At 59.9% G+C, this 23137-nt stretch carries 21 protein-coding genes; 2 read left to right on the forward strand and 19 right to left on the reverse strand.

Going from position 1 to position 23137, the window contains the following annotated elements; all coding sequences use genetic code 11:
- Positions 1-66: 66 nt before the first annotated feature.
- Entirely contained in the window at positions 67-1314 is a 1248-nt protein-coding gene (locus U5J94_RS12825; protein WP_322566016.1) for a glycerate kinase type-2 family protein, read from the reverse strand.
- A 156-nt stretch (positions 1315-1470) separates the two neighbouring features.
- On the opposite strand from U5J94_RS12825, the gene U5J94_RS12830 reads away from it, so the two are divergent.
- Both U5J94_RS12830 and U5J94_RS12835 read left to right on the forward strand, forming a co-directional pair.
- The gene (locus tag U5J94_RS12830) at positions 1471-1674 is read left to right on the forward strand and encodes a hypothetical protein (protein ID WP_322566017.1); all 204 of its coding nucleotides are present in this window, start codon (positions 1471-1473) and stop codon (positions 1672-1674) included.
- A gap of 63 nt (positions 1675-1737) precedes the next feature.
- A complete protein-coding gene (locus U5J94_RS12835) occupies positions 1738-2202 on the forward strand; it encodes an NUDIX hydrolase (protein ID WP_322566018.1) in 465 nt (154 codons plus the stop codon).
- On the opposite strand, the gene U5J94_RS12840 is transcribed toward U5J94_RS12835, so the two are convergent.
- The 18 genes from U5J94_RS12840 to leuC form a co-directional block, all read right to left on the reverse strand.
- Complete coding sequence (locus U5J94_RS12840) at positions 2149-2346, reverse strand: hypothetical protein (protein WP_322566019.1); 198 nt, start codon at positions 2344-2346, stop codon at positions 2149-2151. The two genes, U5J94_RS12835 and U5J94_RS12840, sit on opposite strands and share 54 nt — an antisense overlap.
- 199 nt (positions 2347-2545) lie before the next feature.
- On the reverse strand, positions 2546-3727 hold the full coding sequence (locus U5J94_RS12845) for an O-succinylhomoserine sulfhydrylase (protein ID WP_322566020.1): 1182 nt from the start codon (positions 3725-3727) through the stop codon (positions 2546-2548).
- A 198-nt stretch (positions 3728-3925) separates the two neighbouring features.
- Complete coding sequence (gene purF / locus U5J94_RS12850; protein WP_322566021.1) at positions 3926-5437, reverse strand: amidophosphoribosyltransferase; 1512 nt, start codon at positions 5435-5437, stop codon at positions 3926-3928.
- Between the two features lie 71 nt (positions 5438-5508).
- Positions 5509-6000 carry a CvpA family protein gene (locus U5J94_RS12855; protein WP_322566022.1) on the reverse strand — a complete coding sequence of 164 codons (492 nt, stop codon included), beginning with the start codon at positions 5998-6000 and terminating at the stop codon, positions 5509-5511.
- A gap of 25 nt (positions 6001-6025) precedes the next feature.
- Positions 6026-6625, reverse strand: a complete 600-nt coding sequence (locus U5J94_RS12860; RefSeq protein WP_322566023.1) for an SPOR domain-containing protein — start codon at positions 6623-6625, stop codon at positions 6026-6028.
- Positions 6626-6661: 36 nt separating this feature from the next.
- Positions 6662-7933: a bifunctional tetrahydrofolate synthase/dihydrofolate synthase gene (gene folC, locus U5J94_RS12865; RefSeq protein WP_322566024.1), complete on the reverse strand. Its 1272-nt coding sequence runs from the start codon at positions 7931-7933 to the stop codon at positions 6662-6664.
- A gap of 117 nt (positions 7934-8050) precedes the next feature.
- Positions 8051-8911 (reverse strand): acetyl-CoA carboxylase, carboxyltransferase subunit beta, encoded by an 861-nt coding sequence (accD, locus tag U5J94_RS12870; protein ID WP_322566025.1) that lies wholly within the window; start codon positions 8909-8911, stop codon positions 8051-8053.
- A 34-nt stretch (positions 8912-8945) separates the two neighbouring features.
- A complete protein-coding gene (gene trpA, locus U5J94_RS12875) occupies positions 8946-9752 on the reverse strand; it encodes a tryptophan synthase subunit alpha (protein ID WP_322566026.1) in 807 nt (268 codons plus the stop codon).
- Positions 9749-10960, reverse strand: a complete 1212-nt coding sequence (gene trpB, locus U5J94_RS12880) for a tryptophan synthase subunit beta (protein WP_322566027.1) — start codon at positions 10958-10960, stop codon at positions 9749-9751. Before trpB ends, trpA begins: the two co-directional genes overlap by 4 nt.
- Complete coding sequence (locus tag U5J94_RS12885; protein ID WP_416224226.1) at positions 10947-11525, reverse strand: phosphoribosylanthranilate isomerase; 579 nt, start codon at positions 11523-11525, stop codon at positions 10947-10949. The genes trpB and U5J94_RS12885 overlap by 14 nt, the downstream gene beginning before the upstream one ends.
- 591 nt (positions 11526-12116) lie before the next feature.
- Positions 12117-12899 (reverse strand): tRNA pseudouridine(38-40) synthase TruA, encoded by a 783-nt coding sequence (gene truA / locus U5J94_RS12890; protein WP_416224227.1) that lies wholly within the window; start codon positions 12897-12899, stop codon positions 12117-12119.
- A 26-nt stretch (positions 12900-12925) separates the two neighbouring features.
- Complete coding sequence (locus U5J94_RS12895) at positions 12926-13618, reverse strand: hypothetical protein (protein ID WP_322566030.1); 693 nt, start codon at positions 13616-13618, stop codon at positions 12926-12928.
- A gap of 5 nt (positions 13619-13623) precedes the next feature.
- The gene (locus U5J94_RS12900) at positions 13624-16698 is read right to left on the reverse strand and encodes a FimV/HubP family polar landmark protein (RefSeq protein WP_322566031.1); all 3075 of its coding nucleotides are present in this window, start codon (positions 16696-16698) and stop codon (positions 13624-13626) included.
- A 125-nt stretch (positions 16699-16823) separates the two neighbouring features.
- Positions 16824-17846 carry an aspartate-semialdehyde dehydrogenase gene (locus U5J94_RS12905; RefSeq protein ID WP_416224228.1) on the reverse strand — a complete coding sequence of 341 codons (1023 nt, stop codon included), beginning with the start codon at positions 17844-17846 and terminating at the stop codon, positions 16824-16826.
- A gap of 176 nt (positions 17847-18022) precedes the next feature.
- On the reverse strand, positions 18023-19135 hold the full coding sequence (asd, locus tag U5J94_RS12910; protein ID WP_322566033.1) for an aspartate-semialdehyde dehydrogenase: 1113 nt from the start codon (positions 19133-19135) through the stop codon (positions 18023-18025).
- 150 nt (positions 19136-19285) lie between these two features.
- Complete coding sequence (gene leuB / locus U5J94_RS12915) at positions 19286-20362, reverse strand: 3-isopropylmalate dehydrogenase (RefSeq protein WP_322566034.1); 1077 nt, start codon at positions 20360-20362, stop codon at positions 19286-19288.
- Between the two features lie 565 nt (positions 20363-20927).
- The gene (gene leuD, locus U5J94_RS12920) at positions 20928-21569 is read right to left on the reverse strand and encodes a 3-isopropylmalate dehydratase small subunit (protein ID WP_322566035.1); all 642 of its coding nucleotides are present in this window, start codon (positions 21567-21569) and stop codon (positions 20928-20930) included.
- 104 nt (positions 21570-21673) lie between these two features.
- On the reverse strand, positions 21674-23086 hold the full coding sequence (leuC, locus tag U5J94_RS12925) for a 3-isopropylmalate dehydratase large subunit (protein ID WP_322566036.1): 1413 nt from the start codon (positions 23084-23086) through the stop codon (positions 21674-21676).
- Between the last annotated feature and the right edge of the window lie 51 nt (positions 23087-23137).

Here is a 23137-nt window from a genome sequence, read left to right on the forward strand (position 1 = left end):
AAGGGAAGAATAACGCGATGAAAAACTAACCAAAATAGAGCCGGGCTAAGGTTGCCTCGTCCCTCGTTACTCGTCCCTCGGCCCTGTTTTGATGGCGATAACCAGATCCATAACATTGGTCCCGGTCGGCCCGGTGTCGATCAGTGCGCTGGCTTCGGCCAGAAATGTCCCACTGTCGGCACGCGCCAGGGCCCGGCCGGCGCCGGCCGGGTAATCGATAGCCTGTTGCACGGTAGTGCCGTCAATAATCGCACCGGCATCATTACCGGGGCCATCGCTGCCGTCGGTGGCCCCGCACAATACGGTAATATCCGATTCCCCCTGCAAGGCCAGCGCCAGGCTCAGGGCCAGGTGCTGATTACGCCCGCCACGGCCCGGCGACGGGGGCAAGCTCAGGGTCGGTTCCCCGCCCCAGATATGCACGCCGGGCGCTGCCGTGCGCAAAAACCCGGCCAGCTGCGCCGTCACCTCGGAGAGTGGCGCATACAGCGGATCATGGACTTCCACCGCCAGCGAGCGGGCCCGGGCCGCCTCAGCGGCAGCCTCACAGGCATCCCGATTGCAGGCGATAATTTGCTGTTCAATCAGCGACGTCGAGGCCGCCGTCGGCGGACAATCGGCCCGTTTGGCCAGCAACATCGCCAGCCAGTCGGGCAGCTCCGGCAGTGGCGCATCCGCCCCCTGGGAGGTCAGCAATCCCGAGCCGATCACCGCCGGATCATCCCCGGGGACATCGGAAATCATCAGATTCAGTACCGGCCGCCCGTCCGGATAGCCGGCCAGCTTGCCCCCCTTGATGCAGGAGAGCGTCTTGCGCACCCGGTTCATGGCAGCAATATCAGCGCCGCTGCCCAGCAGCCAGTCATTGACCCGGCGCAGATCCGCCAGGCTCACCCCCGGCGGCAACACTTCCAGCAGGGCCGAGCTGCCGCCGGAGATCAGCGTCAATAGCGGCATGTCGGCCGGCAACGCCGCGACAAATTCGAGTACCCGCTGACCGGCCTGCAGACTCGCCTCATCCGGCAGCGGGTGGCCGGCTTCCAGGCACTGCCAGTGCGCGGGCAAGCCCGGCTCGCGGTAACCGTGTTTGGTTACCAGCAGAGCGTGTTCAACCCGCTGGCCGAGGACTGCCGCCGCGCCCCGGGCCATGGCCGGCGCCGCCTTGCCACAGGCCAGCAGCGCCACCGGCTTCTCCGGCTGCCAGGGCCGCTGACGCAGATAACGCGCGGTCACCGACTCGCCGGCAACCGCCCCCAGGCCGGCGTGATAAAGCTCCAGCAGCAGTGATTCGGCGTTGGCATCGGCAAGTTGCATGGGCTGACACCATACCCGTTTTATCGCCGGGGTCAATAAAGCTGCCGCGCTCTGGCGTTGCCGGGAAACAGTGCTAGGCTAAAAAGAGTGCCGATTCGGCAATACGCCCGGTAAACAGCCGGCCTTTCAAGGAACGAAACCAGCGAGGCATCGCCGATGATTCCCAAACCCGTTTACGAACTGCTGCCCTATTTCTACCTCTGCGTCGGCATCGCCGCCATGTTGTTGCTGGAAGGAGGAGTCATGTCCTTCGTCTCCGGTCTGCTGATGAGTATTACCGGCGTGCTGGTGCTGTGGCTACGGCGTAACCATCGCCAAGCGGCGCGACTGTTTCCGGACCAGGAATGGCAGGCCGAGTAGGCAACCCTGCCCTTACGACAAATCTGATAAGCTCTTTGCAGCAGCCGCTGCAAAGAGATTTTTATGTCCTTTCCCCAACTGGCGGTCGGCGCCATCGTCCGGCGCGGCACCGCCGTGTTACTGGTACAACGCGCCACCGCCCCTAATACCGGTCAATGGGCCATCCCCGGCGGCAAGGTACGGGCCGGCGAAACCCTGCAACAGGCCGCGGAACGGGAAATTAAAGAGGAAACCGGCGTCGTTATCCGGGCCGGGGAGCCGATATTCTATTTTGATGTGATCGAACGGGACGCCCAGGGCGAGCTGCGCTATCACTATGTGATCGTGGATCTGCTCGCCGAGTATCTCGGCGGCGAACCGCAGGCCGACGACGACGCGCTCGACGCCGCCTGGGTGGCGCCTCAGACCCTGGCGAGCCTGGACATCAACACCACGACCCGCCAGCTTCTGGCCCGGCTGGAAGCCGGGCCGGTTTCAGACGATAGCGATGACCAGCAGTGCCACGACCCCGAGCGACACAGCCAGTGACACCAGCAGCCCCCGCTTGTTCAACTCGCGCGGATAGCTGACTTCTGGATCTTCCTCCTGCTCGGTATCAGCATCCGGTGACGGCTCCGGATGATCTTCATTGATCATCCATGGACGGCTTTCCGTGAAAGCGTAAGGTTTCATACTGCAACATCCCTCTGGTTTCGAATCCATTCAGTATCATCCTGATGGATAAACGAATTCTAGCAGCGGCGTTTGCCAATGCGATGTCAGCCTTTTCTGAAAAACCTGTAGGAAAATTCCTACAAGCTGAATGTTGAGTTGTGAATGTTGAATTATGGAATCCACATTAAATTCAAAATTCAACATTAAAAATTCAACATTACTTCAGCCCCCGTTCAAGATCAGCGATGATATCGCCCACGTTTTCCAGTCCGACGGCGATCCGCACCAGCCCCGGGGTGATACCCGACTCGGCACGCTGTTCGTCGCTGAGTCGGCCGTGGGTGGTGGTGGCCGGGTGGGTGATGGTGCTTTTGGCATCACCGAGGTTGGCAGTAATAGACAACAACCGGGTGCGATCGATCAGCTTCCAGGCGGCTTCCTGGCCGCCTGCCACCTCAAAGGCCAGCACGCCGCCGTAGCCGATCTGTTGACGCGAAGCCAGTTCGTGCTGCGGATGACTCGTCAGGCCGGGATAAAACACCCGGCTGACTCTGGCATGCTGCAGCAGATACTCGGCCAGTTCCTGGGCATTCTCGCTGTGTGCTTTCATGCGCACGTTCAGGGTTTCCAATCCCTTGAGAAAGACCCAGGCGTTGAACGGACTGAGACTTGGTCCGCCAGTGCGCAAAAAACCGAATACCTCTTCACCGACCAGTTTGCTGTCGCCTACCACCGCACCGCCGATGCAACGGCCCTGCCCGTCAATGTATTTGGTCGCGGAATGGATCACAATATCCGCACCCAACTTGAAGGGTTGTTGCAGCACCGGTGTGCACAAGCAGTTATCCACCACCAGCAGGCAATCGTTGGCATGCGCCAGATCGGCCAGCGCCTGGATATCGGCCACCTCGGTCAACGGGTTGGACGGCGTTTCGAGAAACAGCAGTTTGGTATTGGGCCGGATCGCCTGTTGCCACGCCTCGAGATCGGTCAGCGGGACATAACTGGTCTCGATGCCGGCCTTGCTCAGGTACTTGTCGAACAACACCACCGTGGTGCCGAAAATCGATCGCGAAGAGACAATATGGTCGCCCTGTTGCAACAGCCCCAGGCAGGTACTGAGAATCGCCGACATGCCCGAAGCCGTCGCCACACAGGACTCGCCGCCTTCCATCGCGGCCAGACGGTGTTCGAAAGTCCGCACTGTCGGGTTGGTAAAGCGCGAATAGATATTCCCCGGCGATTCACCCTTGAAGCGCGCCGCCGCCTCGGCAGCGCTGCCGAACACATAACTGGAGGTGGTAAAAATCGGTTCTGAATGTTCGTTTTCTGCCGTGCGCACCTGCCCGGCGCGTACCGCCAGCGTCTCTATCGCCCACTCGTCATCAAAGTTCGTCATCGTTGATCCTCGTAATTCGTTCGCCTGACCTGATTGTCATAAAAAGCGATTAACCACCGAAAACAAAAAACCCGCCAAGCCGTTCAAGCCAAAGCGGGTCCGCGCTCGCTTTAGCTGGATTTATTACGCGCCCGCAAGTTGAGTTAAATCGGCGCGATGAAATTAATCATAGGTCAGGTTTTTGACAGCGTCAAGCGCCTAGACGTTATTGCGCATTTCCACGACTTCGCCGTCGTCATTAAAATCCTGCTTGCGTGATTTGTCATTGCGCAAGGATTCAATGTGTTGCAAATAGGCTTCGCTCACATCACCGGTCACATATTTGCCGTCGAACACAGAGGTATCGAACTGTTTGAGGCTCGGGACCTTTTTCTTGACCGCCTCGATCAGATCGGACAGGTCCTGATAGATCAGTTTGTCCGCACCGATTTCACTGGCAATTTGCGCCTCGTCCCGGCCGTGGCCGATCAGCTCATTGGCTGCCGGCATGTCGATACCGTAGACATTGGGATAGCGCACCGGCGGCGCCGCCGAGGCGAAATACACCTTGTTGGCCCCTGCTTCGCGTGCCATCTGGATGATCTGCTGCGAGGTAGTGCCGCGCACGATGGAGTCGTCCACCAGCAACACATTCTTACCGCGAAACTCCAGTTCAATCGCGTTGAGTTTCTGGTGCACCGATTTCTTGCGTTGCTTCTGCCCTGGCATGATAAAGGTGCGACCGATGTAGCGGTTTTTGATAAACCCTTCACTGTATTTGACGTCCAGGGTATAGGAGAGCTGCAACGCCGAGGTACGACTGGTATCGGGAATCGGCAGCACCACATCGATATCATGGTCCGGCCAGTCACGCATGATCTTGCGCGCCAGATAGTCCCCCATCCGCAAGCGGGCCTTGTAGACCGAGACGCCGTCGATAATCGAATCGGGCCGGGCGAAGTAAACATGCTCGAAAATACAGGGAGACAATAGCGTCTTGTCGGCACACTGGCGGGTGTGCGGATTGCCGTCGACATCGATATAGATTGCCTCGCCCGGATCGAGATCCCGCACCAGCTCGAAACCGAGCACGTCGATCGCCACGCTCTCTGACGCAATCATGTATTCGGTGCCCTTGTCGGTATGCCGCTTGCCGAAAGCCACCGGCCGTATGCCATAGGGATCGCGGAAAGCGAATATCCCCCGCCCGGTAATCATACCGACCACCGCATAAGCGCCCTGACAGCGCCGGTGCACAGCACTGACCGCGGCAAAGATGTCGTCTGGTGTCAGATCCAACGTTCCCTGGTTCTGCAATTCATGGGCAAAGACATTGAGCAGAATTTCCGAATCCGAATTGGTATTGATGTGACGACGATCCGACAGAAACAAGTCCCGTTTCAGATCCGCCGCATTGGTCAGATTACCGTTATGCGCCAGCGCAATACCAAACGGGGAGTTGACATAAAAGGGCTGTGCTTCCGCCGAGCTGAAGCAGCCGGCGGTCGGGTAGCGCACATGGCCGATGCCCATCTTGCCCGGCAGGCGCAGCATATGCCGGGTATGGAAAACATCCCGCACCAGACCATTGTCCTTGCGCATGTACATCCGGTCACCTTCGCAGGTCATAATCCCCGCCGCATCCTGACCGCGATGTTGCAGTACCGTCAGACCATCATACAGCGCCTGGTTGACCGACTGCTTTGCCACCATGCCAATAATTCCGCACATTCCAGATTACCCTTTCATGTTTTGTCCAACCCGAAGAGGGTTACACAGTCAAAGTATAGTTCTGCCACCGGTCATTCAAACCGGAAATTGTCGCCAATCGAGTCCGGCAAAAGGCTTTGAATCCCTTCGGCAATTGCCTGAAAACGGAACAGAAAAAACGACTCGTCCCACCAGGGTTCTTTGGGCAAAGTTGTCAGCCCCGCAAGCAGGACCAGTATCGAGATAATCAACACGCCACGTCCGAATCCGAACAACAAGCCCAGAAACCGATCCATTTTGGTCAACCCGGTACGATAAACCAGTTTGACCGCGAAAAAATTCACCACGCCCGAAACGATCAGGGACAACACAAACAGCCCGACAAAGGCCACAATCAATCTGAACGTCGGATCCTCGAAGGTATTGGTCAGCAACCCGGCCAATCCGGTGGCGAATGTCAGTGAGACCCAGAACGCCAGTATCCAGCCGGCCAGCGACAGGGCCTCGCGAACAAAGCCGCGCAACAGGCTGATGAACGTGGAAATCACCAGGATTCCCAGGATCGCGTAATCGACTCCCAGCATCAGAATGCCGCGCGTTCAGATTCTGTCATGGGTGAGCGACTACCAGTCCCTCGAGTTCAAGCTTCGTCTGCAGATCGTTTTGCAGCGCTTCGGCCTTGCTGCGGCGAACCTCCGGACCGACCCGCACCCGATAGACATTGCCTTTGTCCGTTGCCACTCTCTCGACAAAAACCCGGTAACCGTGATCGCGCAACTTGTCCCGCAGCCCCAGGGCATTACTCTGTTTGCGGAAGCTGCCAACCTGTACCGCCCAGGCCTTGGGATCCGTATCGGTATTGGTATTGGTATCGTTCGCCGGCGTAGCGGCTTGAGTCGTTTCGGGTTCCTCGCTGGCCGGTGTATCGGGTGTCTCGTCGGAGGCTGGCGTGTCATCCGCTTCCGGGGTGTGTTCATCAACGGGCGTGCGGGAGCTCGGGGTCTCGACCGGCTTCGGGGCCGGACTATCAGGTTTGATATCAAGGGTTTTGACCCGGGCCACATTGTCCGGCCTGGGCGGGATATTGGATTCGATAATCGCTATGTCCCCGTCCCGATCGCTACTGAGCAACATGGGAATGAAAATCACCGCCAGGGCAACCAGCACAATGGCACCTACGATACGTTGCTTAAGCTGGTTCTCGTCCACGATACTCCCGAACAGGGCACTGGAAACAAGGGCGTATTATAGGGGCTCGGCCAGGGCCTGCGCCACCGTATAAAACGATCCAAACACCACAATACGATCCCCGTGCCGGGCGGCGGCGCGGGCCTGTTGCAGGGCCTGGGGCAAATCAGTACAGGGGACCACGGTCCCGGCACCCAGCTCATTCAGAAGGCCAGCCAGTCGGTCGGCAGACGCGGCCCGCGGCACGGCGGACAGATTCACGGGAAACCAGCCGTCGATGAGCGGCAACAGGGGCGTCAGAGCACCGCGCAGATCCTTGTCCGCCATCATCCCCACAATCGCCCAGTTGCGCCCGGCCACCGGCTCGGCCCGCAGCGCCGCGGCCAGCTGGGCCACCCCGTCGGGATTATGCGCCACATCCAGCAGCAGCGGCACTTCGCCGGGGATCAACTGCAACCGGCCGGGCAGCTGCAACCGGGCCAGTCCGGCGTCGATCTGCCGACGCTCGAGCGGAAATGCCCCCTGCAGCAGCGCCAACACCATCAACGCGCCGGCGATATTGCGATACTGGTGCTCGCCCCCGAGCAGCGGCCGGAGCAGATCCGTCTGCTCGGACGCCGTTGGAACCCGGCAGTGCCAGCGCCAGGAGTCGCCGGTCAACTGATAGTCAAACTCGCGGCCCAGCTGATAAAGCGGCGCGCCCAGGGCCCGGGCCTGATCGAGAATGGCCGCCGGCGGCGCCGGATCACTGCACACCACCGGCCGATGCGGGCGCAGAATACCGGCCTTTTCGCCCGCGATCGTTTCCCGATCCGCCCCCAGCCAGGCGGTGTGATCGATGCCGATGGCGGTAATCAGCGCCACATCGGGATCGACGATATTGACCGCATCGAGCCGCCCGCCCAGGCCCACCTCGAGCAGCACGATATCCGGCGTGACATCGGCGAAGATGCGCAACGCCGCCAGAGTGCCGAATTCGAAATAGGTCAGCGAGGTGTCGCCGCGCGCCTGATCCACCCGCTCGAAGGCCTCGACCAGCGCCGTATCAGTCACCTCCTCGCCATCGAGACGAATCCGCTCGTTGTAACGCAGTAAATGCGGTGAGGTATACGCACCGACCCGGTACCCTCCGGCCCGCAGCATTGCCTCCAGCGCCGCGATACTCGAGCCCTTGCCGTTGGTCCCGGCCACCGTGACCACGGTAAACGGCAGCGGCTCAGGACATAACTGATGAAAAACCCGGCTGACGCGCTCCAACCCGAGTTCGATTTCACTGGGATGCAGCGTTTCCTGCCAACGGAGCCATTCCGAAAGGGTTTTAAAACGCATAGACAATTGGTGTGGGAGGCGATTTTATCGGCGAAAAGATTCCAGGCTGATGACAAGGAGGAGCGAGGTTACAAGCCCCAAATCACCTCGTCCCTCGTAACTCGTCACTCGTCCCTTTTAGAGAGAGGGTTGTCTGGTAAGCATGGCCAGCACATTGGCGAGGCGATCGCGCATCTCGCGGCGGTCGATGATCATATCGATGGCCCCGTGTTCGAGCAGGAACTCGCTGCGCTGGAAGCCTTCGGGGAGGGTTTCGCGCACGGTCTGCTCAATCACCCTGGGTCCGGCGAAGCCGATCAGGGCATTGGGCTCGGCGGCGTTGATATCCCCGAGCATGGCCAGACTGGCGGAGACGCCGCCCATGGTGGGATCGGTCATCACCGAAATAAACGGAATGCCTTTTTTATTCAGGCGCGCCAGCGCGGCGCTGGTTTTGGCCATCTGCATCAGGGAGAACAGCGCCTCCTGCATGCGCGCGCCGCCACTGGCGGAAAAACAGATCAGCGGCATATTGTGCTCGATACAGGTATTGACGGCGCGCACGAAACGCTCGCCCACCACCGACCCCATGGAGCCGCCCATGAATTTGAATTCGAACGCGGCGGCCACCAGCGGCATTCCCTTGAGTGTGCCCTGCAACACCACCAGAGCATCGCTTTCACTGGTCGCCCGCTGAGCCTGAGCCAGACGATCTTTATATTTTTTGATATCCCGGAACTTGAGGGCGTCGACCGGCTTGAGATTGGCGGCAATCTCCTCGCGTCCCGCCTCGTCCAGAAACTGTTCCAGACGCTGGCGGGCGCCGATGCGCATGTGGTGATCGCACTTGGGGCAGACATCGAGATTGCGATCCATTTCCGCCCGGTAGAGCACGGCGCCACAGGCCTGGCACTTGCTCCACAGCCCTTCGGGAACGCTTTTACGGTTACCGCCTTCGGTGCGGATGCGGGAGGGTAATAACTTGGTAAACCAGTTCATCGATGAACAACCTTAAGTCATGTTGGTGATGCCCTCAGCGGGCATCCATCGCCCGGCGCATGTCGCTCAGCAACGCCGCCACAGCGTGGTTAATCTTCTCGGCCGAGGTCATATTCGCCTCGATCTGCCGCACCAGCGCACTGCCGACCACTACGGCATCGGCCACGGCGGCCACGGCGGCGGCGGACTCGGCATCTTTAATGCCAAAGCCTACTCCTACCGGCAAATCTGTCAACGCATGAATCCTCGCAACGCGATCACCTACCGCTTTCGTGTCAATATTGGCCGCCCCGGTGACTCCCTTGAGGGAGACGTAATAGATAAACCCGCTGCTCGCCCGGCTGACCACACCCATGCGCTCGGCATCGGTGGTCGGCGAGATCAAAAAGATCCGATCGATAGCATGCTCCTGCAGGGTGCGGATGTAGTCCTCGCCCTCTTCCGGTGGCAGGTCCACCGTCAGCACGCCGTCGATGCCCGCCGCGGACGCCTCGGCCGCGAAGCGGGCGTAGCCTTTGACCTCGATAGGATTGAGATAGCCCATCAGCACCACCGGCGTCCGCTCATCCTGCTGGCGGAAGGTGCGCACCATGTCGAGCACATCATCCAGGGTCACATCATGGGTCAAGGCCCGTTCCATGGCTTTTTGAATCACCGGCCCCTCGGCCATGGGATCGGAGAACGGCACCCCCAGCTCGAGGATATCGGCCCCGGCCTCCACCATGGCGTGCATCAGGGTGACGGTCTGTTCGGGGGCGGGATCCCCGGCGGTAATATAGGGAATCAGCACCTTGCGGCCGATCTGGCGGGCGGCCGTGAAACAACCGGCGATACGGCTCATAGGCTGATCCCCTGATGGGTGGCAACGGTGTGAATATCCTTGTCGCCGCGTCCGGAGAGGTTGATCACGATGATCTGATCCTTGTTCATCGTTGGCGCCAGCTTGGTGGTATAGGCCAGGGCATGGCTCGACTCCAGCGCCGGCAAAATACCCTCGATGCGGGTCAGATCATGGAAGCCCTGCAGCGCCTCGTCGTCATTGACCGCGACATAGTGGGCCCGTCCCGAATCCTTCAGCCAGGCGTGCTCGGGGCCGACCCCGGGATAATCCAGACCGGCGGAGATCGAATGGGTATGGATGATCTGGCCGTGGGCGTCTTCCATCAGGTAGGTCCGGTTGCCGTGCAGCACACCCGACTTGCCGGCACACAGCGGTGCGGCATGCTGGCCGGTCTCCAGGCCGAAACCCGCGGCCTCGACACCGTACATCTCCACTGATTCATCATCGATAAACGGGTAGAACAGGCCGATGGCGTTGGAGCCCCCGCCCACGCAGGCCACCAGCGCGTCGGGCAGACGCCCCTCCTGGGCCAGTATCTGCTCGCGGGATTCGCGGCCGATGATCGCCTGAAAATCGCGCACCATGGCGGGATACGGATGCGGGCCGGCCACGGTGCCGATGATATAGAAGGTATTGTCGACGTTGGTCACCCAGTCGCGCATCGCCTCGTTCAACGCATCCTTGAGCGTGCGCGAGCCCGACTCCACCGGCACCACCTGCGCGCCCAGCAGTTTCATGCGATAGACATTCATCGACTGGCGTTGCACGTCCTCGGCACCCATGTAGACCACGCATTCGAGCCCCAGCCGGGCCGCCACGGTGGCGGTGGCCACGCCGTGCTGGCCGGCGCCAGTCTCGGCAATGATCCGGGTCTTACCCATGTGCCGGGCCAGCAGGGCCTGGCCGACGGTATTGTTGATCTTGTGGGCGCCGGTGTGATTGAGATCCTCGCGTTTGAGATAGATGCGCGCCCCGCCGAGTTTGTCGCTCCAGCGCCGGGCGTAATAGAGCGGGCTGGGCCGGCCGACATACTGGCGCAGTTCCTCGTCCAGTTCGGCCTGGAAATCGGCATCGGCCATATAACGCTCGTAGGCCTCGCGCAGCTCCTCCAGCGGCCCCATCAGGGTTTCGGCCACGAACCGGCCGCCGTAGGGGCCGAAATGGCCACGGGCGTCCGGATAGTGATATTTGGATTTAGTCTCTGCCAACGCGTTCTACCTCTGCGATAAACGATCGGATTTTATAGGCGTCCTTGATGCCCTTTTGTGATTCGACCCCGCCGCTGACATCCACTCCGTAAGGGCGCGCGGTGGTCACCGCCTCGGCGACATTCTCCGCGTTCAAACCGCCCGCCAGAATCACCGGCATGGCCAGCTGCGCGGGCACCCGCCGCCAGTCGAAGCGGTCGCCGGTACCGCCGGGCATGCCGGCCTGGTAGGTATCCAGCAACAATCCGGCGGCATCGTGATACTGCCTTGCGGTGGCCAGCACATCGGCCTGCTCGCGCATACGCAGCGCCTTGAGATAGGGCCGGGCATAACGCCGGCACTCGGCCGGGGATTCCTCACCGTGAAATTGCAGCATATCCAGCGGTACCGCTGCCAGCACCCGACGAATCGTCGTCTCTTCGGCGTCGACAAACAGCCCTACCGGGGTCACAAACGGCGGCAGGGCGGCAATGATCTCCCGGGCCTGCTCGATCTCGATAGCGCGGGGACTATGCGGATAAAACACCAGTCCAATCGCATCGGCACCGGCCTGGGCCGCCGCTATGGCATCCTGCGGACGGGTAATGCCGCAGATTTTCACCCTGGTTTGCATGCGCGTCGGATTCCGTTTGAGCACTGGTTACCCGCCCGGTGATAACCCCGGTCGGATACAAAGGTTATTGATTTTACAGGTACTTAGCACACAACCGCAAGAAAAAGGACGGCCTGGCACGGAACACTTCAGATGAACAAAAAAGTGACGTTCATGACCAGTTTCAGCCGACGGTCAGACTCTATACCGTCAATGAGCACGAGGTTGTGTATATAGCATTCAGTCTAACTATGAAGCTTGAGGCACGGACAGGAACGAAGCAGAGAGTACAGGGCAAAAAAATCCCGCCGGGGGTCGGCGGGAAAAATCAGCTATGGAGAATACACCGTTAGCAGATGTCAGAGTGCCGAAAATGCGTGCCGAATAATTTGATGCAAATCAATTAAGCGAAAAAAGCGTTCATAGGGGCAAAACATGCCCATCGGTTATTGCCAGGGCTGAAGTGAATCACCGAAGACACCGAACATACAAAATATAATAAGAAAGCCGTCCTGGTAATTGCCAAACAAGTCTATTGAGTGATTTCCCGGTGGTTATCCTGGCTCACCAGATCGGATCAGCAACAACCGGTTTGGGCAGATTAAACTCGGCGGGATAATCGACTCCCATGAAATAGAGCCCGTCGGGCGGTGCGGTAACACCGCCGAGGGTGCGATCCTGTTGCTCAAGCACCTGTCGGGCCCAGTCGGGTTCGGCCTCACCGGCACCGATGGTCATCAATACCCCGGCAATGTTCCGCACCATGTGATGCAAAAAGGCATTGGCATTCAGATCCAGAATAATAAACTCGCCACGGCGCACCACATCCAGCTGGTAAAGGGTACGCACCGGACTCCTGGCCTGGCAGGCCACCGCGCGATAGGCGCTGAAATCATGTTCGCCGAGTAAATAGTGTGCCGCCTGCCGCATCGGCTCGACATTCAGCGGGCGGTATTCCCAGCTCACCCGCCGATGCAGGTAGGCCGGGCGAATCGCGCGATTGAAAATGACATACCGGTAATAGCGTCGCCGGGCACTGAAACGGGCGTGAAAAGCCGCCTCAACCGGTCGGGCCCAGAGCAGACGAACGCTGTAGGGCAAATTGCTGTTGGCACCGCGTACCCAGGAAAACTCGCTGCGCTCGGCATGCATGTCGAAATGGATCACCTGCCCGGCCCCGTGCACGCCGGTGTCGGTACGCCCCGCACAAACAACCCGCACCGGGTGATTGGCCACCTTTGCCAGCGCACGTTCCACCGCCACCTGCACGCTGGGCGAGTGTTCCTGATACTGCCAGCCACAAAAGGCACTGCCGTCGTATTCTACGCCTGCCGCAATCCGCACAATTCCCCCGGGAAATAATGACAAGATTATTACAGTTCGATCAGGGCGCCGGCCATCAGCCCGATAACAAGCAGCACGGGCCAACCCCATTGGCGCACCGATGGCGGCGGCAGTATATCCAGCGTCACTTCCCGGGTCGATGGCTGTTCAGCCTGTTCAAACAAGCGCGGCAGCAGCCCCGCCAGGTGTTGTGCGATGTGCGTGATCCGCCCTCTTATGCCCCGGGTTGCGGGCGTGGTCGGCGGGATCTGCCACAACGACGCCTGCTGGGTGACATAATCCAGCGTAAGTGCCAGACGCACCGCCAGACGCTCGGGCGGCCAGCGCAGATGACGCAAGGGCGACAATAACCAGTACAGGGCCGCGATGAGCTGCTGGCGTGAGGTGCTGACAAGCAGAATACCGGCCGCCAGCAGAATCAGAATCAGTGTCAGGACCCGCGGCAAGCCGTCTTCCAGCCCGGCGCGGGTCGGCAGCAGGTACTCGGGGAGCGGCAGATCCAGCGGAACACCGGGTGTGAACCAGCCGTAAATAACCAGTATGGAGAGCAGCAGCCAGCGTAGCCGTCGCACCATCACCAGGGTTTGACGCACCTGTACCAGCGTCAGGGTAAACAACAGGCCGCCAATGATGAGGATAGCGACGATCAGTTGACCGGGTTCGGGACGCGCCAGGGCAACACAAAATACCAGGAAGCTGACAACCCGGATGACCGGATGCATCGGGTTCAGGCGATCTGCTGAATCAGCTGCTGAGCTTCCTGTTTCTGCGAATCGTCGCCTTCATCAAGCACTTCATCAAGGATGCTGCGGGCCCCATCGGGATCGCCCATGTCGATATAGGCACGGGCCAGATCCAGTTTGGTCCCCACTTCATCCCCGCCGCCCAGTGGCATGTCCGATTCGCCGGAATCCGGGCTCGTGTCCAGCTCCAGATCCCTCCCGCCTTCATCCGCGCCGCCGAAATCGAGACCGCCTGCGTCGAGGGCCAGGGTCGCCTCGTCAGCGGCTTGCTCACCGCCGCCGGTATCCAGCGACTGGGTATCGTCCTCCCCGCCGAGATTGAAATCCAGCCCCGCATCCCCGCCGCCTGCGGCCGGTTGTTCGTTGCCGCTATCGAAGTCGAGACTCAGGCCGCTATCGGCCTGGGAGTCGGCACCGCCACCCATATCATCGAGATTGAACTCCAGATCATTTTTGGTATCACCGCTGTCGCTCTCGCCGCCGAGGTTGAAGTCCAGCCCACCTTCCGTGTCGTCCGAGCCGCCGCCCAGATTAAAATCCAGTTCCGAATCCGCAGTCTGGCTTGATTCGCCGCCCTCGCCCGGACTGAAGTCGAGTCCCCCGCCGTCAGCTTGCTCAGAGGCGCTGGCGGTATCGCTGTCCGTGCCAAAATCAAGATTGAAATCGAGCTCCGAATCCTGGGACTCGGCCTGGCCGCCGCCGGCAAAATCACTGCTGTCGAAAACGCCGCTGTCCAGTCCGATATCCATCACCTGGCTATCGGAGAGGCCCACACCGGAATCGTCATTGCCAAAGGCGGTGGAAGCTGCGGCAGCCGCAGCGCCGGCGGCGAACAGGGGATTATTCGGCGCCAGCTGCTTGCCCATGCCCACAACTTTCTCCCACATGGGATCCGATTCGGCCTCGCCGCCCAGACTGGCATAAAATTCCTCGGCCAGATTTTCAAACGCACTGGCGTTCTGGGTGGTGTTATACAGCTCCAGCATCTTGAGCTTGAGTTCCTTGCGACCCGGTTCCTGCTCGATCGCTTCCTGCAGGCGCTCCTCGGCGGCTTCATAACGGCCATAGGCGATGAACACATCCGCCTCGGTCAACGGATCCACTTCCGAATCCTCGGTCTGAATCGCCCCGGCGCCACTGACCGCAAAGTCACTCAGAAACGAGGACTCCCCGGATTCGGCACCGGTTTCAGTACTGTTAGTCATGGTGGAGGGACCGCCAGAGAGAATGCTCTCCTGATAGTTCCCTTCGGCCAGGCGGCGCCGGCGCACCACGATCAGCATCAGAATGACCAGCACCAGTAACACCGGCGCCGCCACATACATCAGCAACGAATTGCCGGAAGCGCCGATCATGCCGGTGACAACACCGACGGCACTGTTGAAGATATCTTTGGCCATGGCGAGGTATTCCGCGACCATGCCTTTGGGTTCAGTCTCGGTTTCCGGCGCAGGGGTGACTTGAGGCGCGTCCTCCGCGGCAGGGGCTTCGTCTTCGACCGGCGCCTGAGGTGATTCAGCCGGTTCCGCCTCCTCGGGCTGCGGCGCCATAGCGGCTTCCCTTTCAGCCCCGGCTTCCGCGGCCGCCATCTCCGGTTCAGGTGTGGCCTCTTCGGTCGGTTGCGGCTCGACGGCCTCTGCGCCGGCCGCCTCATCAATGGCCGGGGTTTCAGGCAGCGCCGGTTTGGCGTTCAGTTCGGCCAGTTGCTGTTGCAAGGCAGCCAGTTCGTCATCCTTGATGGAAACAGAACGTTGCAGACGAGCCAGCTCCTCTTCCATCTCCTGCAGTTGCCGGTTCAGTTCGCTGTTCCGTTCCTGGGTACTCGAGGCGTTCTCGCGCAACTGGCGCATTTCATCCCGCAGGGCAATCAGATCGTTACTCATTGCCTCTTCACTGGCGCCCGCACCGGCCTGCAACTGATCACCATCCGGCGACGAGAGAGTCAATTCCCCGCCCTGCTCGGCACGCACCGGCTGCTCCCGGGTACCGGCTTCGGCAACCACGGCCTGGCGACCGGTCCGTTCCGCTACCGCCTGGCGATACTGCTCCCAGTTTTCGGTCTGGGCCATATATTCGTTGGCCGCCTGTTGCTGATTCATGGCGTTGAGCAACGAGGGATCCTCAATGCGCAAGACCTGCCCGGTTTTAAGTCGATGAATATTGCCGTCGACAAAGGCCTCCGGGTTGCTTTGCAGCAGGGCCATCATGATCTGGTAGATACTGGCCGAACCCGCGTTACTCTTGAGTTTTTCGGCGATGGTCCAGGCATTGTCACCCTGCCTGGTGACGCCGTAGTCCAGCTCGCCCAGTTCTATTTCACCTGTCGAACGATAACCACTGATATCGATACGCGGGAACAGGGAGCCGTCATCGACAAAGGGATCGGTATAGCGATCGGAAGCCGTCCCGGTGTCAGTCGCCACATCCTCCGCTTGCGCCTCGGCCATCTCTTCTTCTGCGGCGAATCCGGGTTCGTCGGTGATCTCCGGCTGCGCCTGCGGGGCTGATGGCTCGGGTTGCTGCGCCATTTCAGGGGCGTCAGGCGCGGTCGGCTCGGCTTCGGTAACCGGTTCCGGGGTATAGGGTTGCGGCTCATAACGCTGGATGGTATCGCTCGGCTCTTCTGTAACCGGCGTCTCGGCCATGGCCGGCGCCGGCTCGCGCATCATCTGCCCGGGGGGATCCAGCAGCATGGTATATTCGCGCAGCATGCGGCCGTTGTCCCAGCTGAACTCCACCAGGAAATTGACAAACGGCTCGCGGATCGGCTGTTTGGAACGAACCCGGATAACGCCTTCTTTCTCGACAACTTCGAACTCAAGACTGCTGAGGAAATGCGGCCGATCGAGACCGGCACGGGTAAAGGCGCCCTCGGAAGCCAGTTTTACCGTCAGACTTTCGAGGTCTGCTTCGGTCGGGGAGATCAGATCAATGCGGGCATCGAGGGGTTCATTGAGGGCGGAATTGAGCTTGATGTTGCCAAATCCCAACGCCTGGACACTCATCGGCAGCAAAACCAGACAGGCCGAAGCCAGGCCCAAAACCAGCTTTCGCAACATAGAAATTCTCCAGTCTGTCATGCTCCCGCTCCCCCCAAACTGGCGGTAACCCATTTTATTTTTGTAATTCAACAACTTATCCCGGATTCTTGGAAGATTTTTTATGAGTATGCACTAACTATAGCTTATAAATACTCTTTTACCAAAATTTCAGCAACTTGAACACTGTTTAATGCGGCACCTTTTCGCACATTATCACTCACTATCCACAAATCCAGCCCCCGCGGATGGGAGATGTCCTCACGAATGCGTCCCACCAGCACGGCATTCTCGTTGGCAGCATCAGTGACCGGGCTCGGATAGCTGTGTTCGCGACCTTCATCCATCAACGTGATACCCGGCGCATCTTCCAGCAAGGCCCGCGCCTGCCCGGCACCGAGTTTATCGCGGGTTTCCAGATGCACGGCCATGCCGTGACCGTAAAACACCGGAACCGTTACCGCGGTCGGATTAATCGGCAGGTTCTCATCGCCAAGTAGTCTGCGACTTTCGCGCACCAGGTTCATCTCGGTCCGGGTATAACCGTTCTCTTCCAGCGGCCCGAGCTGTGCCAGGGCGTTGAAGGCGATCGGCCGATCATACACCCGGTTTTTCAGCGGCTGGGCATTTAATAGATTCGCCGTCTGTCCCGCCAGCTCCTGAACCCCGGCCTTGCCGCTGCCGGACACCGCCTGGTAGGTCGCCACATTGAGCCGCTCGATCCCGACCGTGTCGTAAAGCGGCTTCAGGGCGACCCACAGTTGCACGGTGGTCGCGTCGGGGCTGGCGATGATGTGGTGCGCCGTATAACCGGCAATCGCCCGGGGATTAACCTCGGGGATGACCAGCGGCACCGATTCATCAGCACGAAACCGCGCGCTGCTGTCGACCACCACACAACCGGCCGCCGCGGAACGGGGGGCATACTCGGCCGCCACCGTCTCGCCGGCACAAAACAGCGCCAGTTGCACCCGGGAAAAGTCGAAATCCGCCAGATCCCTGACCACCAGCGACTTGCCGCGAAATTCCACCCGCTTGCCGGCCGAGCTGGCGCTGGCCAGCGGATAGATCGCCCCGACCGGAAAATCCCGCTGCTCGAGAATCTCCAGCATCACCTCGCCCACCGCGCCGGTGACCCCGACAATTGCGATATCCACGCTTTTAACCATCAAAAGAAATCCGACTGTAAGGCATACCCAACATACTCACTTCTTTCATAAATGGGAATTCAAACGCGGAGGACGCAGAGGCGCGGAGACGCAGAGATTAATATTTGTTTTTCTCCGCGCCTCTGCGACTCCGCGTGCTCTGCGTTTATTTTCAGAGCCTCGAAATGGAAGCAGCATCAGTGCTCGAGCAGGATGCGCAGCATGCGGCGCAGGGGTTCGGCGGCGCCCCACAGCAGCTGGTCGCCGACGGTGAAGGCGGACAGGTAGTCGTTACCCATGCTCAGTTTACGCAGGCGCCCGACCGGCACGTGCATCTTGCCGGTGACACTGGCCGGACTCAGCGCCTGCATGCTGGCGTCCTTATCGTTGGGAATGACTTTCACCCAGTCGTTGGCCTGCGCCAGGATGTCGCTGATTTCATCCAGCGGGACATCTTTATTCAGCTTGATGGTCAGCGCCTGGCTGTGACAGCGCATGGCGCCGATGCGCACGCAGATGCCGTCGATCGGGATCGGCCGGTCGCTACGCCCGAGGATCTTGTTGGACTCGACCTGGGCCTTCCACTCTTCCTTGGTCTGGCCACTGTCGAGCGGTTTGTCGATCCAGGGGATCAGGCTGCCGGCCAGGGGCACACCCCACTGGTCGACCGGGTAGTCCTTGCTGCGGATGAACTCGGCCACCTGGCGATCGATATCCAGGATGGCGGTGGCCGGATCGGCGTTGAGTTCCCTGACCGACTCGTTGATGGCACCCATCTGCCGGATCAGCTCGCGCATGTGCTGCGCACCGGAGCCGGAGGCGGCCTGATAGGTCATGGGCGAGATCCATTCGACCAGGTTCCGGTCGAACAGGCCGCCAACGGCCATCAGCATCAGGCTGACGGTACAGTTGCCGCCCACGTAGGTCTTGATCCCCTTGTCCAGTCCCGCCTCGATGACGGATTTGTTGACCGGGTCCAGCACGATGATGCTGTCGTCCTGCATGCGCAGGGTGGAAGCCGCGTCGATCCAGTAACCGTCCCAGCCCGCCTTGCGCAGTGCGGGATAGACCTTCCCGGTATAGTCGCCGCCCTGACAGGAGATGATGACTTCCATCTGCTTGAGCTCATCGATGTCATTGGCGTCTTTTAACGGCGGCACGTCCTTGCCGATGTCGGGACCGGGCTGACCGGTCTGCGAGGTGGAAAAGAACACCGGCTCGATATGATCGAAATCGTTTTCCTCGCGCATGCGTTGCATGAGGACCGACCCCACCATACCGCGCCAGCCTATCAAACCCGTGCGTTTCATCACTACTCCACCTCAATTAAAAACTGTACCGTTATTGTAACCCCGAACAGGGCCGAGGTACGAGGGACGAGTGACGAGGCTGATAAATTCCTGACGAGTTATCGCTCATTCCGTTTTTCCTCGTCCCTCGTAACTCGTCCCTCGGCCCTTTTATTCTTGGAGCGCAGCAACCACCGCATCCCCCATCTCGGAAGTGCCGACTTTCTGCATGCCATCCTGATAGATATCCGCGGTGCGCAGCCCCTCATCCAGCACGGTATTGACCGCTTGCTCGATCCGATCGGCCATGGCCGGCTCGTCCAGGGAATAACGCAGCATCATCGCCACGGAAAGGATCGTTGCCAGCGGATTGGCCACGTTCTGCCCGGCGATGTCCGGGGCCGAGCCGTGGATCGGCTCGTACATGCCCTTGCCATGGGCATCCAGCGAGGCCGAGGGCAGCATGCCGATGGAGCCGGTGAGCATGGCGGCGGCATCGGAGAGAATGTCGCCGAACATGTTGGTGGTGACCATTACGTCGAACTGCTTGGGCGCGCGCACCAGTTGCATGGCGGCGTTATCCACATACATATGGCTCAGTTCCACATCATCGTACTCCTTGCCGACCGTGGTGGTCACTTCCCGCCACAGCTCGGTGCACTCCAGCACATTAGCCTTGTCGACCGAGCAGACCTTGTGGTTGCGCTTGCGGGCGATATCGAAGGCGACCCGGGCGATGCGCTCGATCTCCGACTCGCTGTAGACCAGGGTGTTGTAACCTTCGCGCTGGCCGTCCTCGCGGGTGCGAATACCGCGCGGCTGGCCAAAGTAAATGCCGCCAGTCAGCTCGCGCACGATCATGATATCCAGCCCGGACACCACTTCCGGCTTCAATGTCGAGGCGTCGGCCAGCTGCGGATAGAGGATCGCCGGGCGCAGATTGGCAAACAGTTCCAGTTCCGAACGCAGGCCCAGCAGCCCTTTTTCCGGGCGCACCGCGATCTCAAGCGACTCCCATTTATAACCACCCACCGCGCCGAGCAAAATCGCATCCGCCTCCCTGGCCAGATTCAGGGTTTCGGCGGGCAGCGGCGTACCGTGCGCGTCATAGGCCGTACCGCCGACCAGCGCCTCTTCCAGTTCAATATCGAGACCGTCCTGGCGCAGGGCGTTCAACACCTTCACCGCCTCGGCCACGATCTCCTGTCCGATTCCGTCGCCGGGGAGTACCAGAATCTTTTTCGTCATAAGTTCTTTCTCTTTATCAAATTCAGTTTATTTAACGCAGAGGACGCGGAGTCGCAGAGACGCGGAGAATGACAATAACGTTTTCCTCTGCGTCTCTGCGACCTCCGCGTTGCTTCCCAGAGCATCAACTAATTAACGAAACAGCCACGGACGTTATTGACACTTCTGTTCCTCTTTCAAATTCGTCTATTTAACGCAGAGGACGCGGAGTCGCAGAGCCGCGGAGAAATAATTGATTGTTTTTTTCCTCTGCGTCTTTGCACCCAAACAACGGACATAAACGCCTCTGCGACCTCCGCGTTATTTTCCCGAGCGTCTATTATTGATTAAACAACCATGGACGCTGCTGCCGTTGCTCTTTCTCATAAACACGGAGTGCGTCGATATTCTGCAGGGATTCGTGCCTTAGTACCAATATTTTCAGACACAGCTTTTCTTTCCCTTTTTAAATTCGTCTATTTAACGCAGAGTACGCGGAGTCGCAGAGGCGCGGAGAATGACAATAACGTTTTCCTCTGCGTCTCTGCGACTCCGCGAACTCCGCGTTGATTCCCAGAGACAATGCTTACTGACTGAACAACCAGGGTCTTTGTTGGCGTTGCTGTTCCTCGTAGGTGCGGATTTCCTCGGCATACTGCAGGGTCAGGCCGATGTCGTCGAGGCCTTCGAGCAGACGCTGTTTGCGATAGGCATCGATCTCGAAGGGGATGACCGCGCCGTCGGGCGCGCGGATCTGTTGCTGCTCGAGATCCACCGTCAGTTGATAGCCTTCCTGCGCTTCCACGGCCCTGAACAACTTATCCACGGTATCGCTATCCAGCACGATGGGCAGGATGCCGTTTTTAAAACAGTTGTTATAAAAAATATCGGCGAAGCTGGGCGCGATAATCACCTGAAAACCGTAATCCAGCAATGCCCAGGGCGCATGCTCGCGACTGGAACCACAACCGAAGTTATCGCGGGCCAGCAGGATTTGCGCGCCCGCATAACGCGGCTGATTGAGCACGAAGTCCGGGTTGATCGGCCGGTGACTATTGTCCTTGCCCGGCTCGCCGTGATCCAGATAACGCCACTCGTCGAACAGATTCGGGCCAAAGCCGGTGCGCTTGATCGACTTGAGAAACTGCTTGGGAATGATCGCGTCGGTATCGACATTGGATCGATCCAGCGGCGCGGCGATGGCGGTTAACGTTTCGAATTTTTCCATGATTCAGATCCCGATAATTAACGCGGAGTTCGCGGAGGCGCAGAGACGCGGAGAATAATAATATTGTTTTCCTCTGCGACTCTGCGCCTCTGCGTCCTCTGCGATCATAATGAAAGCTCTCGAATATCGACAAAGTGGCCGGCGATGGCGGCGGCGGCGGCCATGGCGGGGCTGACCAGGTGAGTGCGTCCGCCCTGGCCCTGGCGGCCTTCGAAGTTGCGGTTCGAGGTCGAGGCACAGCGCTCGCCCGGCTCCAGCCGATCCGCATTCATCGCCAGGCACATGGAACAGCCCGGCTCGCGCCATTCAAAGCCGGCTTTGATGAAGATGTTATCCAGCCCCTCGACCTCGGCCTGCTGTTTGACCAGCCCGGAGCCCGGGACCACCATCGCCAGCGTGATATTGTCCGCCACCTTGTGGCCGTCGACCACGGCGGCGGCGGCGCGCAGATCTTCAATACGCGAATTGGTGCAGGAGCCGATGAAGATCTTGTCGAGCTTTATCTCGCTGATGGGCATGCCTCCGCCGTCCAGACCCATGTATTTCAGCGCGGCCTTCGCGCCCTCCTGCTTGACCGGTTCGGCAAAATCTTCCGGTTTCGGTACCACACCGTTGACGCCGACCACCATCTCCGGCGAGGTGCCCCAGGTGACCTGCGGTTGCAGGGTTGTCGCATCCAGATGCACCACCTTGTCAAACTTCGCATCGGCATCGCTGTGCAGATCCTGCCAGTCGGCCACCGCCTGTTCCCACAGTTCAGCTTTGGGCGCGAAGGGCCGGTCTTTGACGTAGTCGATAGTCTTGTCATCCACCGCCACCATGCCGGCCCGGGCACCGGCCTCGATGGCCATGTTGCACAGGGTCATGCGCCCTTCCAGGGAGAGATCCCGAATCGCCTCGCCGCCGAATTCGATGGCGTAACCGGTCCCGCCGGCGGTCCCGATCCGGCCGATCACCGCCAGCACGATATCCTTGGCGGTCACTCCGGCCGGGGTCTTGCCGTCGACGCTGATCAGCATGGATCGGGACTTTTGCTGCACCAGGGTCTGGGTGGCCAGCACGTGCTCCACCTCGGAGGTGCCGATGCCAAAGGCCAGCGCGCCGAAGGCGCCGTGGGTGGAGGTATGGCTGTCGCCGCAGACCACGGTCATCCCCGGCAGGGTCGCGCCCTGCTCCGGGCCAATCACATGCACGATGCCCTGGCGTAAATCGGCCATGGCGAATTCGGTGATGTGATAGGTCTGGCAGTTCTGATCCAGGGTCTCCACCTGCAGGCGCGAGACCGGATCGGCGATGCCCCCACGGCGATCGGTGGTCGGCACGTTGTGATCGGGCGTGGCCAGATTGGCGCCGACCCGCCAGGGCTGGCGGTCCGCCAGGCGCAGGCCTTCGAAGGCCTGGGGCGAGGTCACCTCGTGGATCAGGTGCCGATCGATATACAGCAGCGCGGTGCCGTCACCATTATCGCGTACCACATGCCGATCCCACAATTTGTCGTATAAGGTTCTGGCGCTCATCGTTCCTGTTCCTGTGTCCGGATTGGACAAAGTTTAACCTGCAAACTACTA

The sequence above is a fragment of the Thiohalophilus sp. genome (genome assembly GCF_034522235.1).
In the GTDB taxonomy this organism is placed as follows: domain Bacteria; phylum Pseudomonadota; class Gammaproteobacteria; order UBA6429; family Thiohalophilaceae; genus Thiohalophilus.